We start from the raw sequence: 16513 nt of genomic DNA on the forward strand, positions 1-16513 counted from the left end.
CAAATAATTCTCTAAGGCTGCGCCAAATTAAAAATTAGAAATTAGAAATTCAGTAGCCTCAACCCTTGCGGATGACCATGCCCCTTGATAACAAGGAAAATCAGCAGTAAGGAAGATATAAACTTTTTTTTAATTAATCCTCAACATCCTGTAAATCCTGATTCTGACAAACAGGCCGCGATCAAATTATTCTAATGATTTTGCCCCTCCGGAGGCACTGCTCCTGCTGAAACTCCCAGACACTCGCAGGAGCTGCGCACACTGCGAGGCCTTTGCTGCTGCTCAGGCCTCCCTGGCATCCAGCAAAAACAGCAGCAGCTGGCCCCATTTCAGAACCAGCTGCTGTCATATGATCAATAAGCCATTACCTTGCCTCTTCCAGCGTCACTTTGGCCCATTTGCAGATGCCGCCGAGCGGTGGGTTAAACTTGTATACACTCACCTTTACCGACTGCACAAAAGGGAACCGCTCATAGATCTTGTCTATGATCCGGTGGCCCAGGTGCTCGAGCAGGCGGGCGGGCACTTTCATTTCGGCCAGTACCAGCGCATACAGGGTTTCGTAGTTTACGGTCTGGTGCAGGTCGTCAGACTCTGCGGCGCGGCGCAGGTCGGTGTCTAAATACAGGTCGATGCCGTACTTGTTGCCGATTTTCTGCTCCTCGTCGTAGTACCCATGAAATGCGAAGAACTCCAGGCCCTCCAGCGCAATTTGTCCCATTACCCTATCTCATCGAAGAAAGAACCGGCAGTTTGTTTTACAGGCTGCTGATTTTGGCTTCTGGATGGCTCCGTCATGGGCGGCTGTATTTCGGGCTGATCGGGCTTGATGGGCTGTACTTCCGGAACAGGCTGCTCAATTTCGGGGGCAGGCACACGACCAGGGTAATCGGGCTCCGGCTGCTCTATTTCAGGCCCCGGAATAACCGGCACCGGCGTTACCGGGTTCGGAATTTCGGGGATGGGCTGGGTAACGTCTGGTGCAGGATCGCCAAACGGTTCTACCTCGTTTATTACCTGCACGGCAACCGGCGTAGCGGCTACCGGGTATAGTTCTTCGTTCGATACTTTCATCTCTTTCAGGTTATGCAGCAGTTCTGGTGTGTGTACTTCTACGTCTACTGCTCTAGAAAGAATACTCAAAGTGTTTGTTTTTGGTTTTGCACTTGCCCGCTCAACCTTATCCAGCGCATCGTTTGCCAGATTTTTCAGGTCGCGCACCATGCTGTCGAGGTAGCTCTCGAGGCGCTGGTAATCCTGCTCCAGGGCTTTTACCTCCTGCTGCATTTCGGCCAGTATCTTACCCGATTTGTGGCTGGCTTCCTCCAGAAGCGCACGCGCCTCGTTGCGGGCCCTGTTCAGCAATTCATCCGACTGCAGCTGTGCCTCGCGGGCTTTTAGCTCAGCCGATTTGGTGGCCTGCTCCAGTATGCTGTTGCCGGTATCTTCGGCGGTTTTGAGCGTTTTGTAAAGCGAAGACTCCACCTCCCGCAGCTTCTGGGTTTCGCGGTGCGACGTGTCCAGCTTCATGCGCAGATCCTTGTTCTCGTCAAGGAGCTTTTCCCACTGCTGCGATAAGGTCAGCAAAAAAGCATTTACCTCATCCTTGTCTAAACCTCTGAAAGCCTTCTCAAATGTCTTTTGTCTGATTTCTAACGGTGTAATCTTCATATTCAACTCAATTTAATGTCCCAGACCGAAATGGTGCGATCATCGCTACACGAAACTAACTGATTATGATGAGTCGTCCAAAATAATTTATTCACGGAAGTGCCATGGCTGGCGTTGCGGACTTTGTCGATCACCTTCAGTAATTTAAAGGTGCGGGCATCCCAGATCTTGATCGACTTGTCCATGCTGCAGGTGGCAAAATGCCGGCCGTCGGGGCTGTAGGCGATGTGGTTGATGGTGTACATGTGGGCAATGGTGTAGCCACGCTCCTTGTAGTTGTTCTGCACCTCCCACACCCGCAAGTGCGCATCGCGGCCGCCGCTTATCAGCAGGTCGCCTTCCGGGGAGTAAGCCACCGTAAACACCGAGTTGGTATGTGCTTTCAGTTCGTGCTTCAGCTGCATGGTGTCCGCATCAAAAATCCTGACGCTGTTGTCGCTGTAGCCAACGGCCAGCTCCTGCGTGTGCGCATTCAGGGCTAGGGAGCGGGCGCTCTGGTCGGTGCTGCGCACAATGGTCTGCAGCTCAAAGGTGTCGGCGGCCAGGATGCAGATGCCCCCGTTGCCCTGCGCCACGTACACTTTGTTCAGCGTGGCGCTGTACTTGATATCGAAAATAGGCACCTTGGGCAGCGATACCGATTTCAGAATAGCTTTATTCTGAAGGTCGATTACCTGCACGCCCTCGTTGTTCTGGCCGATCAGCAGCAGGCTCCGGAAAGGCACATAGCTCAGGGCATACACCGAGGAGGTCACCTTCGCCACCAGTTCCCCGTTTTCAGGGTCGTTTAAATTCCAGGCCGCCACCATGCCATCGCCACCTGCCGAAAAAACCACGGCGTTTTCGCCGGAAGACTCCAGGGTGTAGATGCAGTCGCGGTGACCGGTAAGGGTATGCAGTTTTTGTACTTCTATGGTAGTAGCCATGCCAGCTGATTTTGCGTTAGTGATAGCGTCTGTTTCCCTTCCTGGCTTTATAGCAGCCCCGGAAACCGGACAAGCGCTTAATTTGTTTAAATTTACAACAAAAAATAAGCAATTGCAGGTTCTGTAGCTTTTGCCCGGCAACCTGCACCACTTCCGCCACTACCAGCAGAAATCCAGACATGGGAGTACTGGCGAATCCTAATCTATAATTCTTAATTTTTAATTTGGCAGGTCCCCTGCCCTGCTTATGCCACAGCTCCACACCCTGCAACCCGACCCTCACACCCTTATAGGCATCTGGCTGATTGAGGAACCGGCAGCGGAATTATATGCGGCCCTGCCAGCTCACGCCGACTTAAGTGCCATGGCAGGCAGGCTGCACCCGAAGCGGGAGCAGGAGTGGCTGGCCAGCAGGGTGCTGGCTTACCGACTGTTACGGCACTTTACGGATGCCCCGCTACCCCTGCTGCGCGATGAGAATGGGAAGCCCTTTTTCGAAAACAGCGAAATAAATATATCTATTACGCACTCGCCGCAGCTGGCAGCCGTTATACTCTCAGACAAGTATGAGGTTGGCATAGATATTGAACTACTAAGCCAGAAGGCGCTTCGGGTAGCAGACAGATTTCTGGCCCAAGCCGAGAAAGACTGTACGGCCGGAGATGGCCTAAAAACCTGCCTCTACTGGAGCGCGAAGGAAACTCTTTATAAAATGTATAGCAAAAGAAAGCTTATATTTAAGGAAAACATCTCGCTGGCTACCTCAACTGCTGAAGACAGGCTACTGGGCCAGGTCAGGACAGAGAGTTTTACAAAAACGTACGAGGTTCACTTCAAAAGCCTCCATAACCATATGCTGACATACTGTATTGACGACGCTATTGCATAAATTCTACTCAAACCCACTACTCATGAAAAAATTTGCCGCACTTGCTGTTGTCGTGCTCTTAGCCGGAAGTGTTTTTGCACAGTCGGGCAGCTATAAGCTCAACGACAAGGTGGCTAACTTCTCGCTGAACGACGGCCAGAACAAAGCTGTGTCGCTGAGCGATTATGCCGGCAAACGGGCCGTGGTGGTGGTTTTCACGAACAACCTCTGCCCCTACTCCAAGCTCTATGAGCAACGACTGGTAAACCTGGCAGGCGCTTATGCAGGCAAGGGTATACAATTTATCTTTGTTAACCCCAGCATCGGCACCGGCGAAGGCAGCGAAACACGGCAGGACCTGGCTTCTAAAAACTACAGCTTCCCGTACCTGGCCGACGAGGGGCAACAGCTAAGTGCAAAATTTGGAGCCACCAAAACACCGGAGGCCTTCGTGCTGCTCCAGAATGAGGGCCAGTTCACCCTAAAATATAAAGGTGCCATAGACGATAACCCGCAGGTAGCGGACCAGGTAAAAAACTTTTTCCTGAAGAATGTGATCGACGAAGTGCTCGGCAACAAAACAGTAACCTCGCTGGAAAGACGCGCCACCGGTTGTATGATCAAGAAATATTAGATGCCAGCTGATCGCGCAGCGCAGATTCGAATTATTCTAATGAAAAAGGCCCTCCAGAGGCCTTTTTCATTTTGTCACTGCAGCTGCTGCTGTTTTAATATCACAAAAGATACTCTCCCGCGCGTCTGGAGACGAGCGCGAGGAAATTAATTACAACTGAAACCAAAAGCAGAAGCCGCTCTGACAAAGGAGCGGCTTCTGCTTTTTTGATGTTTAAATCGCCGGATCATCGTCGGTCATGGCGGTGAGCAGTTTGGTAACCTCGGTGGCTTTTTCCAGGTCGTCCATTTTCTCGAACGAGAAGGCCAGGTTGCGTAGCGCCCGCTTTACTATTTCGAGGTTGGAGCAGGGATCGTAAAAAATATCTATCGGGTTCAGGTTGAGCTGCAGAATATAGTTGTCGATATCGGTTTTAGACAGCACCAGCCCCTTGTTGTACACATTGATGTAAAACTGCACGCTGTCCTGCTTATACGTCAGGATAAACAGGTTTGGCAGGTTTACGCCATACACGGGCATGCCCAGCTTCTGGGCGATGGTCATGTAAATAACGCAAAGCGTGAGCGGGTTGCCGCGCCTTGTCTCCAGGGCCAGGTGCAGCATGGAGTTGGCCGGCGAATGGAAATTCTTGGTGTTGGCCGAGAACTTCTTTTCGCGGAACAGGACATGGTTCAGGGCCTTTACCTGGTCGTAGGGGTGCATCTCGTCCTGCATGCTGGCCCAGGCGTCGAAGTAGAGCTGCTCAATACTTTTTATGATGGTGGCTTTTTCTACATCCGGGTAGAGGTATGAGTTTACCAGCCACATGCCCTCCAGCAGGTCCTCTGCCCCGTTTTCCTTCCACTCCTTCAGCCTTGCCAGCAGCCCGTCGTACTGCAGGCTGTGAATCAGGTCTTCAATTCTTTTCTGCAGGTCGGCATCGAGGGTCTCCTCCCACTCCTCCTCCAGAAAAGGAATAATACTTGTTCCTAACGCCACTATCCGCTGCTCTACATGCGTGGCCACTTCATAATCAGAATCGTCCAGGAGCGAAACCAACGCCTTTATCTCATTTTTTGTCACGCTATTTTTGTTGTTGTAATGAATATCAAATTTAGAAATTAGAAAAAACAGAAACCATAGTTCAGACGAGATAATAACAGCTCTCTGCCAAAAAATGTCACATCCTGAAAACTTCTGCTGCAATCCCTGCTGCCAAAACTGCACCAAAAATAACCCGCCAGCAAATTATTTGAATGAAAATGCCCCTCCGGAGGTACTGCTGCTCCTTCTCTATCTTCCTACCTTAATAGATCACGTCTGGATTACGCCCACGTTGTAAGGCTTCTCTATCGGGGCGTGGTTGGCGGCTGCTATGCCCATCGAGATCACTTTTCTGGTCTCCAGCGGGTCTATGATACCGTCTACCCAAAGCCGGGCGGCGGCATAGTATGGCGACAGTTCTTCGTTGTACTTGGCGGTAATGCGCTCCAGCAGTTCCTGCTCTGCCTCCGGTGTTATGACCTCCCCTTTCGCTTTGAGGGCAGAAACCTGGATCTGAAGGAGCGTTTTGGCGGCTGATGCTCCGCTCATGACCGCCAGTTGTGCCGTGGGCCAGGCAAAGATCAGGCGCGGGTCGTAGGCTTTGCCGCACATAGCGTAGTTGCCGGCTCCGTAGCTGTTGCCGATCAGGATCGTGAACTTGGGCACCACTGAGTTGGCCATGGCATTCACCATTTTGGCGCCGTCTTTAATAATGCCGCCATGCTCGGCTTTGCTGCCCACCATAAACCCCGACACATCCTGCAGAAACACCAGCGGAATCTTTTTCTGGTTGCAGTTCATGATAAACCGGGCAGCCTTGTCGGCAGAGTCGGAATAGATAACGCCGCCCATCTGCATCTCGCCTTTCTTGCTCTTCACAATTTTGCGCTGGTTGGCCACGATGCCTACCGCCCAGCCATCTATGCGGGCCAGGCCGCAGATCAGCGTCTGGCCATAGAGGTCTTTGTAGGGCTCAAACTCCGAGTTATCCACCAGCCGCAGCACAATGTCCATCATGTCGTACGGCTTGGCGCGGTCGGCTGGCACAAGTCCGTATAGCTCCTGCTCCTGCAGGCCGGGTTTAGCTGGCGTAGCCCTGCTGAACCCGGCTCTGGGGTTTTCGCCCAGCTTGTCGAATATGGTGCGGATGTGGTCGAGGCACTCTTTATCGTCTTTGCACTTGTAGTCCGTCACGCCAGATATTTCGGAGTGGGTGGTGGCACCTCCCAGGGTTTCGTTATCGATGTTCTCACCGATGGCAGCTTTTACCAGGTAGGAGCCCGCCAGAAAAATGGAGCCTGTGCCTTCCACGATCAGGGCCTCGTCGCTCATAATGGGCAGGTAGGCACCACCTGCTACGCAACTCCCCATAATGGCCGCAATTTGCACAATGCCCATCGAGCTCATCACGGCATTGTTGCGGAACATGCGCCCGAAATGTTCTTTATCAGGGAAAATCTCGTCCTGCATCGGCAGAAAAACGCCGGCACTATCTACCAGGTACACAATAGGCAATTTGTTCTCAATGGCGATTTCCTGGGCACGCAGGTTCTTTTTGGCCGTAATCGGGAACCAGGCGCCGGCTTTTACGGTGGCGTCGTTGGCGACCACCACACACTGGCGGCCTTTTATGTAGCCGATGCCCGTTACCACGCCGCCACTGGGGCAGCCACCTGCTTCCTGGTACATGCCGTCTCCGGCAAAGGCCCCTATTTCCAGGAAATCAGCGTCTTTGTCGAGCAGGTAGCTGAGGCGCTCACGGGCGGTCATTTTGCCTTTGGCGTGTTCTTTCTGGATGCGTTTTTCGCCGCCACCCAGGTATACTTTCTTCAGTTTGGTTTGCAGCTGGTACACCAGCTGCTTCAGTGCGTCTTCGTTCTTATTAAATTCGATATCCATGCCGTTTTTCAGATTGCAGATGGTAGATGTATCAGGGTCGATCCTGACTTAGGAGCCACCGTGGGCAGCACCCTCAGCAGCAAAACAGGCTCCTGAGGGTGTTTTTCATTGGAATAATTTAACCTTACTCGCTTGTTGCCGAAAATGTTGGCAGGCCATTTCTTTCTGCGCACAAAACCGGAGCCTGTGCCAAAGAAAAATCCGCTCAGAAAGCGGATTTACCTTTAATGCCCAATAAGCTATTAGCCTGCCTGATGTTGAAGCCTCTAAAAGGGCAACAGGCAGGTTGAAGCTTTAGCGACCAAATCTTATTTGCTGGCAGCAGAATCGGCCGGAACCGGGCGATTAAATTCTTTCGGGTGCTGGTCCTGCATCTCCTTCACTTCGTCGAGCGTTATAACCCGGCCAGTGGCATCTACGGTATACTTGTCCTTTCGGCCTATCACCGAGAAGTTTACGTAGCGCTTGGGGTTAGTCTGAATATCGCGGAGCAGCAGGTTGAGCGACTCGGTGGAGCGGCTCATGTTCCGGTACAGGGCCTCGTCGTTCATCAGCTTGCCCAGAGAGCCCTCGTCGGAGTTTAGCTTCGCCACCGTAGTCTGCAGCTCCGACACGGCAAGATTGGCATTTTGCACCAGTTGCGTGATCTCTACCTGTTTCAGGGTATCGGTAATTTCGGCCATGTTACCGGCAAGCTTGTTTATATTCCGTTCGGTTTGCTTAAGTGAGTTGGTGAGTTGCACCAGGTTGGCTGTAATAAGCTCAATGTTGCGCTGGTTCATTTGCAGAATATCGTTTACGGCGGCTGTCGTCTCTTTCACATTCACCAGAATGTCCTGCACATTGCCTTTGGCCTCGCTGTCGAGGAGCCTGTTTACGCGGGCCAGCGTCGTGTCTACCTTATCTATTACAGGCACCGATTTGGAGGAGAGCATGTCGGCGATGCTGCTTTCCTTGAAGGCGATCAGGCGCTCACCGCCCTCATACAGTTTAGAGTTGTTGCCGAGGTAGAGCATAATGGCCTTGCTCCCCAGAAAGTCTGAATTGGCGAGACTGGCAATGGTGGAATCTCCAACCTTCACTTCCTTCACCACTTCTATCTCGGTCAGGATTTTGTTTCCTTCGTCGGTCAGCAGGGTCATTTTCTGCACCCTGCCCACATTTACCCCGTTCAGGAACACAGGATTAGAGACATTTAACCCGTCTACGTTTTCATAAACAACATAATAGGTTTTAGTACCGGAAAACAAATCTGCTCCTTTCAGGAACATATATCCGAAGTACAGTATGACAAGTGCGGCTATTCCAAGAAGCGCTACTTTTATTTCTTTTGATATTCTCACGTAGGGGTGTTTGAGTTGTGTATCAGTTCATGGCCTCCAACTCTTGTTTATAATCCTTGAAGGCCCGATATATACCTGAAGCAATATACGTCTGTCCGGTTTTATCGTTAAGAAATTTTTCTTCCGCCGGATTTGTCAGGAAACCGCACTCTATCAGCACGCTTGGCATAAAGGATTTCCAGAGCACCAGGAAGGGCGCCTGTTTCACACCTCTGCTGTTACGGCCTACTCTCTCTTTAAACTCCCGCTCTACCTTGTCGGCAAAGCGGAGGCTGTTTTCCATGTAGGCGCTCTGGTGCAGGCTAAAGAGAATATGGCTCTGGGGCGAGTGGGGGTCGAAACCGTTGTAGTTCTCTTTGTAGTTCTCCTCGTGCAGGATCACGGAGTTCTCCCGCTTGGCCACCTGCAGGTTCCCCTCCGATTTCTGCAGCCCCATGGCATAGGTCTCGGTGCCATAGGCCGTGGATGGGCCGGCATTCAGGTGGATGGAGATAAAAAGGTCGGCATTATTCTTGTTGGCAATTCCTGCACGGTCGATCAGCTCCACAAAGGTGTTGGTCTTGCGGGTATAGATCACCTTTACGTCAGGCAGGTTTTTCTCTATCAGGGCGCCCACCTGCAGGGCCAGTTGCAGGGCCACATCTGCCTCATGCGACATTTTACCGTTACAGCCGGAATCTTTTCCACCATGGCCGGCATCTATTACAACAGTGCGCAACTTGTAAGCTTTGCGAAACTCCAGCTTGCCTGCGCTGCATACCACCAATAACAAAGCTAAGACCGAAACAGTAACAATATTTTTCACAACTTTCGTTAGGTTAAAAGCTAAAACAATAACTTTGTACAAATAAAATAAAAACTTTAGAGAAGTCTGAAGAAGTTGGGATACAAAATCTTTTATTTGCTGCTACTGCAGCTCATCACACTTTCTCCTTTTTTAGCATCGGGGCAAGGGGTGACGCCACATCCGGCCGCCATACCGCAGGACACTATACCGGCCAGCCCTGACTCGGTGGCTCTGGCTGCGCCACCCGGCGATATCCAGACCACTATCAAATATTCTGCCAGCGATTCAATCGTGCTGGAGGCAAACAACAAAATTGCGCACCTCTATGGCAATGCCAAGATCGAGTATGGCACGGTGTCTTTGGAGGCGGCTTATATCCAGATCAACTACGAGACCAACACGCTTACGGCCAACCCTGCCACAGACTCTACGGGCAAAGAGATCGGCGTGCCTGTTTTTAAGGACGGTGGCGAGACATTTGCCGCAAAAAAGATCGCTTACAACGTTAAAAGCAAAAAAGGTCTGATCTCTGAAGTAGTAACGCAGCAGGGCGAGGGATATATACATGGCGAGATCGTAAAAAGAAACGAGAAAAACGAATTCTCGGTGTTTCATGCCCAATATACCACTTGTAACTTGGAGCACCCTCACTTTTATATCAATGCCAGCAAGATAAAGGCCATCCCGAACGAAAAGGTGATGTCGGGGCCGTTTAACCTCGTGATCGGCGATATTCCCACTCCCCTCGGTTTTCTGTTCGGCCTGTTTCCTACACCCAAGCAAAACCGCACTTCCGGGGTGCTGGTTCCTACTTTTGGAGATTCGCGGGCACGCGGGTTCAACCTGAGTAACGGTGGCTACTACCTGGCCCTGAACGATTACATCGGCACCAGCATAACCGGCGATATTTACTCGCTTGGCGGCTACAAGGTGAACATGAACAACTCGTACTTTAAGCGCTACGCGTATAACGGCAACCTCTCCATCTCCTACGATTACTTTAAGAACGACGAGGCCGACATTGAGCAGTCGCGATCAGCAGGACGAATGGAGTTGCCGCCCACCACACGCTCTATCTGGATTAGCTGGAGCCACAGCCCGGTACAGAAGCCCGGCCGGGGCCGGTTCTCGGCGAACGTGAGCGCAGGTAGCTCCCTGTTTAACCGCGTGAACATGACCAGCTCGAGCCAGTACCTGACACCAACTTTCACCTCCTCCATCGCTTATCAGAAAACAATACCCAATTCCCCTTTTAGCTACGGCATTACCTTGCGGCAGCAGCAAAAAAATGGTGGCGCTAATTTAAGAAACCCCGGCCCAACTGTTATGAGCTTCGTGCTGCCAGACATGAACTTTGCCATGACGCAGATGAGCGTGTTTGAAATGCTGACCAGTAAGGTGCCTACCGGCAAGTGGTACGAGAAGTTTACGTTTGGCTACAATGTCAACTTTCAGAACAACGTCAGCAACCAGGTAGAAAGAAGAGACTCCACCTTTTCGGTTTTACCTGTAAATGGCTTCAATCGTTCTATAGCCAGAATAGTAAACGGTGGCGATACGGCAAGAGCTTTCCCGCTGAACTTCAACAACCTGGCGGAGCTCTGGCGGAACGGCCGCCGGCAGGCAAACCACAATTTCAGCATAGGCTTGGGCAACTACAAAGTGTTGCGCCACTTTAACCTGACACCCAGCGTAAACTACAGCGAAATCTGGACAGACCAGCGCTACAGCTACAGCTACGACGAGAATGCAAATGCCGTACGGATAGACACCTCCAACTTTGGCCGCATTTACCAGTATGGCGCAGGCGCCTCGCTCAGCACCAACGTGTACGGCACAGTGCAGGTAAAAGGCAAGCGGGTAGAGGCCATCCGGCACGTGATGCGCCCGGCAGTTTCCTATTCTTATAGCCCCAACTATGGCAGCAGCTCCTTTAACTATTACCAGCAGGTGCAAATTGCTACCGACACACTACATGCCGGCACAGATCAACAAACCCTGGTACCCGTATATGGCCGGGCCAGGCGATTTGCCAACGCACCGGGCGGCGGACTGCAGAGCGGCCTATCGCTCAACATCCAGAACAATGTGGAGATGAAGATCCGCAGCAAAAGCGACACCGCAGCGAAGGAGTTTGAAAAAATAAGCCTGATCGACAACCTCGGGGCCAGCACCTTTTACAATTTCGCGGCCGACTCCTTCAAGCTCAGCAACATAAACCTGAACCTGAATACCCGCCTGTTCAAGATCTTTAACTTCACGGTTACCTCTGTGCTCGATCCTTATAAGTATAATTTGGAGGGCCGCCGGGTAGATAGTTATGTCATGCCCCGGTTCTCCAACGCCAGCATGTCTTTGGGAGCCAGCTTTAACCCGTCTTCTCAGGGAGGGTCGGAAACAGCGCCTCCTACTAACCTGCCGGCGCTGGAGCAAGGCATGATGCCGAACATGCCCTCTTACGTCGACTTTAAAATTCCGTGGACCCTGAGCATGAACTACACCCTGTATTATGCCAGAAACCTGCAATCTGAGACGCCCCCCATGCTTACGCAGACCTTTGCCTTTAATGGCTCCGTAAACCTGACCGAAAAATGGAAGATCTCCTATCTGGCATCTTACGACTTTGTTAACAATAACATTTCAAACGCCAGCCTGAACATACACCGCGACCTGCACTGCTGGGACATGAGCATTTCGTGGATTCCGTTTGGCTTTATGCGCGGCTATAACTTAACCATCAACGCCCGGTCTTCGCTGCTCCGGGACCTGCGCCTGACCAGAAACAGATCGGGCTGGAACCGCTAAAACCAAGACAGCCGCATGTGACCGCATGTGGCTGTCTTAGTTTTAGATTATCTTTACACCAGACCTGAACTTGTCTGTTGCCCTACTTGCTGAATAAAATCGGACTGTGGTAAAGGCAGCATAGCAGGCAATTTTTTTAAAGCACCGAAGCACCGCACCTCCTATACCTCCACAGATAATTCTTGCCAGAAAAAAAACAAGACAAGCGCTCATATTTTTTTACTTTTACAGTATCATAAACCAGTTAATGTATGTCAGTTCATAAAAGTGAGGCAAAAATTATAACTACCCACCAGCTCCAGAACATGAAAGAGCGGGGCGAGAAAATCTCGATGCTCACAGCTTACGATTTCTCGATGGCAAGCATCCTGGACGCGGCTGGTGTAGATGTGCTATTGGTGGGCGACTCGGCCTCTAACGTGATGGCTGGTCACGAAACCACCCTGCCTATAACGCTCGACCAGATGATTTACCACGCGGCTTCTGTGGTAAGAGCTGTAAAAAGAGCCTTTGTGGTGGTAGACCTGCCGTTTGGCTCTTACCAGGGCAACTCCTCTGAGGCACTGCGGTCTGCCATCCGGATTATGAAGGAGTCGGGCGGGCACGGCGTAAAGCTGGAAGGTGGCGCTGAAATAAAAGAGTCTGTAACCCGCATTCTGAGCGCCGGCGTGCCCGTAATGGGACACCTGGGCCTGACGCCGCAATCTATTTACAAATTTGGAACCTATACTGTTCGCGCCAAAGAAGAGGCCGAGGCACAAAAGCTTATAGACGACGCGCAGCTGCTGCAGGAGCTGGGCTGCTTTGCCATCGTACTCGAAAAAATCCCTTCCGAACTGGCCCGTAAAGTGGCAGAAAAACTGCTGATTCCGATAATCGGGATTGGTGCCGGCCCGCACGTAGATGGGCAGGTACTGGTGGTGCACGACATGCTCGGCATTAACAAAGAGTTCAAGCCCCGCTTTCTGAGGCGCTACGCCGACCTGCACACCATCATGACCGATGCCGTTACCAACTATATTGCAGATGTGAAAAGCAAGGACTTTCCGACAGAGAAAGAAGCCTATTAATTAAAGACATAGGACATTTTTAAGACACAGGACATCAGACACCGGATACAAGACTTTTTAAAATGCTCCTGCCCCTCGCAGGAGACTGGAGCAGGCAATAGCAGCAGAAGAAGGGGATAAGCTTTTGGAGGGGCATTTTCATTCAAATAATTTCCGGATCCTGGATTTAATCAATGCTTCAGATAAAATGCCCTGCGTTTTGTGTCCTGACAACACGCTGTGCCCAACCAAAAAGAACCTCACATGCTAGATGTACTCTACGAAGATAACCACCTGCTCATCGTGAACAAGCCGGCAGGCATGCTGGTGCATGGCGACGAGACCGGCGATGTGCCGCTGGCCGAGGTGGCAAAGGAGTATATCAGACAGAAATACAACAAGCCCGGCAACGTGTTTATAGGCGTGGTACACCGCCTGGACCGGCCCGTAAGCGGCGTGGTGCTGCTAGCTAAAACCTCAAAGGCACTGGCCCGCCTGAACGAGATGTTCAAGAGCAAAAAGATGCAGAAGACCTACTGGGCACTCGTGCAGAACAGGCCACCGCAGGAAAGCCAGACGCTGGTGCACTGGCTCGTGAAAGACAGCGACAGAAACGTGACCAAGGCTTTTGCCAAAGAGAACCCGGCCGGGCAGCGATCGGAGTTGTCGTACCGGCTGCGCAGCCACCAGGAGGAGAAGTACCTGCTGGAGGTGTACCCGGTTACCGGGCGGCCTCACCAGATCCGGGTGCAGCTGGCCTCGATGCGCTGCCCGATCATAGGCGACCTGAAATATGGCGCAAAACAGCCCCTGCCCGACAAGAGCATAGCCCTGCATGCCCGTGAACTGGCCTTTGAACACCCTACCCTTAAAACAAAAGTATCAGTGAGTGCCCCTCCCCCAGCCGCAGCAGCCTGGGCCCCCTTCCGCAACCTGAAATAGCGGCCGCCAAAACCGCCGTCCAGAAAATGATTTTCGTCAGTTTCTGAACTTTTATTGGCTCCACTCTATTTAACTTAAAAAAACCTGTCGTAAATTTGCAACCTACGGGGCATAGTTTCCGAAAAAATCTGCATTACCTATACCTAATCATACATAATGGCAATCCTTATTTTCTTTGTGGTACACTGGTACCTTTCGTTGTTTGTACAAACATTTTACCTGCACCGCTACGCCGCACATAAAATGTTTACGATGAATCCTTTCTGGGAAAAGGCGTTTTATATGCTTACCTATGTGGCGCAGGGCTCTTCGTTCCTTTCGCCCCGGGCGTATGCCATTCTGCACCGCATGCACCACGCCTTCTCCGATACAGAGCAGGACCCGCACTCGCCGCACTTCTCCAACAACGCCTTTACCATGATGTGGAAGACCAAGGAGATATACAACAACGTACTCAACAACCGCGTGGAGCCAGAGCGCCGGTTTGAAGGAAACTACCCGGTTTGGGGCTTTGTAGATAAAATTGGCGACACCTGGTATTCCCGCATTTTCTGGGGTACCTTTTACGTGTTGTTCTACATTAACTTTGCTACGGCCTGGTGGATGTACCTGCTCCTGCCGATCCACTTCCTGATGGGCCCGGTTCACGGCGCGATCGTAAACTGGAGCGGACACAAGTACGGCTACCAGAACTTCGACAACAACGACAAATCCAGAAACTCGCTTTTCTTCGACTTCCTGACCGGCGGCGAGCTGTTTCAGAACAACCACCACAAACTGCCAAACCGCGTGAACTTCGGCGTAAAGTGGTGGGAGGTTGACCCAACGTGGCCTGTTATCTGGACACTGAACAAGCTGAACGTCATCAAGCTGAAACCTGTAAAGGAAACCAGCCATAAATCAAAAGCAGCTGCTTAAGCCCCCACAAGCCCTTCCTAGCCGGAAGGGCTTTTTTTGTTTTAAAGGTGCCGCCGGGGCTCCTGCTTTTCAGAAAGGTGCAGCCGCAACTCATCCTCCCTCAGATTATGACGTACTACTCATAAAAACCTCCTCAACTACCTGCCAGATATCACATGCAGCCATCAAACCAAGCTACGAAAGCAGCAGCAACCTCAGTTACCCGCACCGGCTACCGAAATGCACTTACGCTGATGCGGATTCCGTTTTCGGTGTACCTGATGCCTATTTTCTGGTTTGCCCTGAGTACGGTTACAGGGTATGAGTTTTGGAGGGCCGCGGCTGTTTTCCTGGTGCTGCACCTGCTGGCATACCCGTCCAGCAACGGCTACAACTCCTACTGCGACCGCGACGAAGGCAGTATTGGCGGGCTGGAGCGCCCACCCAGAGTAACACCAGAGCTGCTGCACCTGGTTATCCTGTTCGATGTTTTGTCGGTGGCGCTGGCGTTGTGGCTTTCGCCTTTGTTTGGGGCCATGGTGGCGCTGTACTTGCTGGTGTCGAAAGCGTATAGCAGCCCGGTTACCCGGCTCAAGAAGTACCCGGTGCTGAGCACAGCGGTGGTTACTGTTTTTCAGGGGGCTTTTACGTATGCCATGGTGCAGGTCGGGCTGGGGTTTGGCTTGGCCGAGGTCCTGCAGCCACCCAACAGCTGGTATGCGGTAGTCAGCACCCTGTTCCTGTGCGGCTCCTACCCGCTCACCCAGATTTACCAGCACGAAGAAGATGCCCGGCGCGGCGACAAAACCCTGAGCCTGCTCCTGGGCATCCGGGGGACCTTCCTTTTTGCAGCCGTCAGCCTGCTGCTTGGCACCGCTCTTTTGCTTGGACTTTACCTATACGCTCAACAACTGCACAACCTTCTCATCTTCCTGGCCTGCACGGGTCCGATTGTTTACTTTTTTGTGAAATGGGTACTACAGACACTGCAGGACCAGCGGGAAGCGAATTTTGAAAATACCATGCGCATGAATAAACTTTCTTCTCTTTGCATCAGCCTGGCATTTATTTCTATAATTATTGCCCGTGCCTTCTTCTGAAAGGAGCTTTACAGGCTAATCTATTTTAATTCTATTCATCGGCAGGATTTCACGTATCTACTTATACATGTAGATATAACTATAATTGGATCAGCCATGAAACTTCTGTACATCACCCTGGCCGGGCTTGCAGCCACTGCCGCTCTGACTGCTTTCATGTACCTGCTTACACTGCTGACCAGGCGGGTTATGAAGGTGATCAAGATTTTAGGCACTATGCTTACCAATCAGACGCAGGCCGACGGCAGCCTCTCCGGCAGCATACAGGCCACTCTAACCGGCACGGTGGCTCATTATGCCGCCGGCATATTGTTTGCGCTTGGCTACCTTGCCCTCTGGGATTCTGGTGTTGGTGCCCCTACTGCCGCTTGGGGGGCATTGTTCGGTCTCGGTCATGGCTTGCTGGCCATGGCAGGCTGGTATTTCCTTTTTATGCTGCACACCAGGCCTCCTGCTATTAACCTCAGATTTTTCCTGCTCTCGCTTATCTTCGCTCATGTCATTTTCGGAGTGGTAGTCAGCTACGTGTATTACCTCCTCGCCCATCCCCCTTACCGTTTCTGGAGTTA

At 51.7% G+C, this 16513-nt stretch carries 15 protein-coding genes; 8 read left to right on the forward strand and 7 right to left on the reverse strand.

The features are described from left to right. Positions 1 to 364 precede the first annotated feature (364 nt). The 3 genes from folB to FJM74_RS21725 are packed head-to-tail and all read right to left on the reverse strand — an operon-like array spanning position 365 to position 2597. Entirely contained in the window at positions 365 to 721 is a 357-nt protein-coding gene (gene folB / locus FJM74_RS21715) for a dihydroneopterin aldolase (protein WP_187264753.1), read from the reverse strand. After that, positions 721 to 1671 carry a DivIVA domain-containing protein gene (locus FJM74_RS21720; protein WP_187264754.1) on the reverse strand — a complete coding sequence of 317 codons (951 nt, stop codon included), beginning with the start codon at positions 1669 to 1671 and terminating at the stop codon, positions 721 to 723. The genes folB and FJM74_RS21720 overlap by 1 nt, the downstream gene beginning before the upstream one ends. Positions 1672 to 1673: 2 nt before the next feature. After that, positions 1674 to 2597 carry a WD40 repeat domain-containing protein gene (locus FJM74_RS21725; RefSeq protein WP_187264755.1) on the reverse strand — a complete coding sequence of 308 codons (924 nt, stop codon included), beginning with the start codon at positions 2595 to 2597 and terminating at the stop codon, positions 1674 to 1676. A 247-nt stretch (positions 2598 to 2844) separates the two neighbouring features. Between FJM74_RS21725 and FJM74_RS21730 the strand changes: the two genes are divergently transcribed. Both FJM74_RS21730 and FJM74_RS21735 read left to right on the forward strand, forming a co-directional pair. Beyond that, positions 2845 to 3486, forward strand: a complete 642-nt coding sequence (locus tag FJM74_RS21730) for a 4'-phosphopantetheinyl transferase family protein (RefSeq protein WP_187264756.1) — start codon at positions 2845 to 2847, stop codon at positions 3484 to 3486. 22 nt (positions 3487 to 3508) lie between these two features. Further along, the gene (locus FJM74_RS21735; protein ID WP_187264757.1) at positions 3509 to 4099 is read left to right on the forward strand and encodes a redoxin domain-containing protein; all 591 of its coding nucleotides are present in this window, start codon (positions 3509 to 3511) and stop codon (positions 4097 to 4099) included. Between the two features lie 213 nt (positions 4100 to 4312). Here the strand turns inward: FJM74_RS21735 and FJM74_RS21740 are convergent, their stop codons facing one another. The 4 genes from FJM74_RS21740 to FJM74_RS21755 all read right to left on the reverse strand — a co-directional run bounded on the left by FJM74_RS21740 (position 4313) and on the right by FJM74_RS21755 (position 9169). Next, complete coding sequence (locus FJM74_RS21740) at positions 4313 to 5161, reverse strand: transglutaminase-like domain-containing protein (protein ID WP_187264758.1); 849 nt, start codon at positions 5159 to 5161, stop codon at positions 4313 to 4315. Between the two features lie 231 nt (positions 5162 to 5392). After that, complete coding sequence (locus FJM74_RS21745; RefSeq protein ID WP_187264759.1) at positions 5393 to 7021, reverse strand: acyl-CoA carboxylase subunit beta; 1629 nt, start codon at positions 7019 to 7021, stop codon at positions 5393 to 5395. A 308-nt stretch (positions 7022 to 7329) separates the two neighbouring features. Next, the gene (locus tag FJM74_RS21750) at positions 7330 to 8364 is read right to left on the reverse strand and encodes an MlaD family protein (protein WP_187264760.1); all 1035 of its coding nucleotides are present in this window, start codon (positions 8362 to 8364) and stop codon (positions 7330 to 7332) included. A 22-nt stretch (positions 8365 to 8386) separates the two neighbouring features. After that, positions 8387 to 9169 carry an N-acetylmuramoyl-L-alanine amidase family protein gene (locus tag FJM74_RS21755; RefSeq protein ID WP_187264761.1) on the reverse strand — a complete coding sequence of 261 codons (783 nt, stop codon included), beginning with the start codon at positions 9167 to 9169 and terminating at the stop codon, positions 8387 to 8389. A gap of 75 nt (positions 9170 to 9244) precedes the next feature. Here FJM74_RS21755 and FJM74_RS21760 point away from each other — a divergent pair, with 75 nt between their 5' ends. The 6 genes from FJM74_RS21760 to FJM74_RS21785 form a co-directional block, all read left to right on the forward strand. Beyond that, entirely contained in the window at positions 9245 to 11956 is a 2712-nt protein-coding gene (locus FJM74_RS21760) for a putative LPS assembly protein LptD (RefSeq protein ID WP_187264762.1), read from the forward strand. Positions 11957 to 12207: 251 nt separating this feature from the next. Then, entirely contained in the window at positions 12208 to 13026 is an 819-nt protein-coding gene (gene panB, locus FJM74_RS21765) for a 3-methyl-2-oxobutanoate hydroxymethyltransferase (protein ID WP_187264763.1), read from the forward strand. Positions 13027 to 13269: 243 nt separating this feature from the next. After that, the gene (locus FJM74_RS21770) at positions 13270 to 13947 is read left to right on the forward strand and encodes an RluA family pseudouridine synthase (protein ID WP_187264764.1); all 678 of its coding nucleotides are present in this window, start codon (positions 13270 to 13272) and stop codon (positions 13945 to 13947) included. A 156-nt stretch (positions 13948 to 14103) separates the two neighbouring features. Continuing rightward, entirely contained in the window at positions 14104 to 14865 is a 762-nt protein-coding gene (locus tag FJM74_RS21775) for an acyl-CoA desaturase (protein WP_187264765.1), read from the forward strand. A gap of 155 nt (positions 14866 to 15020) precedes the next feature. After that, positions 15021 to 15944 (forward strand): UbiA family prenyltransferase, encoded by a 924-nt coding sequence (locus tag FJM74_RS21780; protein ID WP_187264766.1) that lies wholly within the window; start codon positions 15021 to 15023, stop codon positions 15942 to 15944. Between the two features lie 96 nt (positions 15945 to 16040). Beyond that, a partial coding sequence (locus tag FJM74_RS21785) for a hypothetical protein (RefSeq protein WP_187264767.1) occupies positions 16041 to 16513 on the forward strand: 473 nt, incomplete at its 3' end.

Origin of the sequence: Pontibacter beigongshangensis (assembly GCF_014332515.1) — a bacterium.
GTDB classification, from domain to species: Bacteria; Bacteroidota; Bacteroidia; order Cytophagales; family Hymenobacteraceae; genus Pontibacter; species Pontibacter beigongshangensis.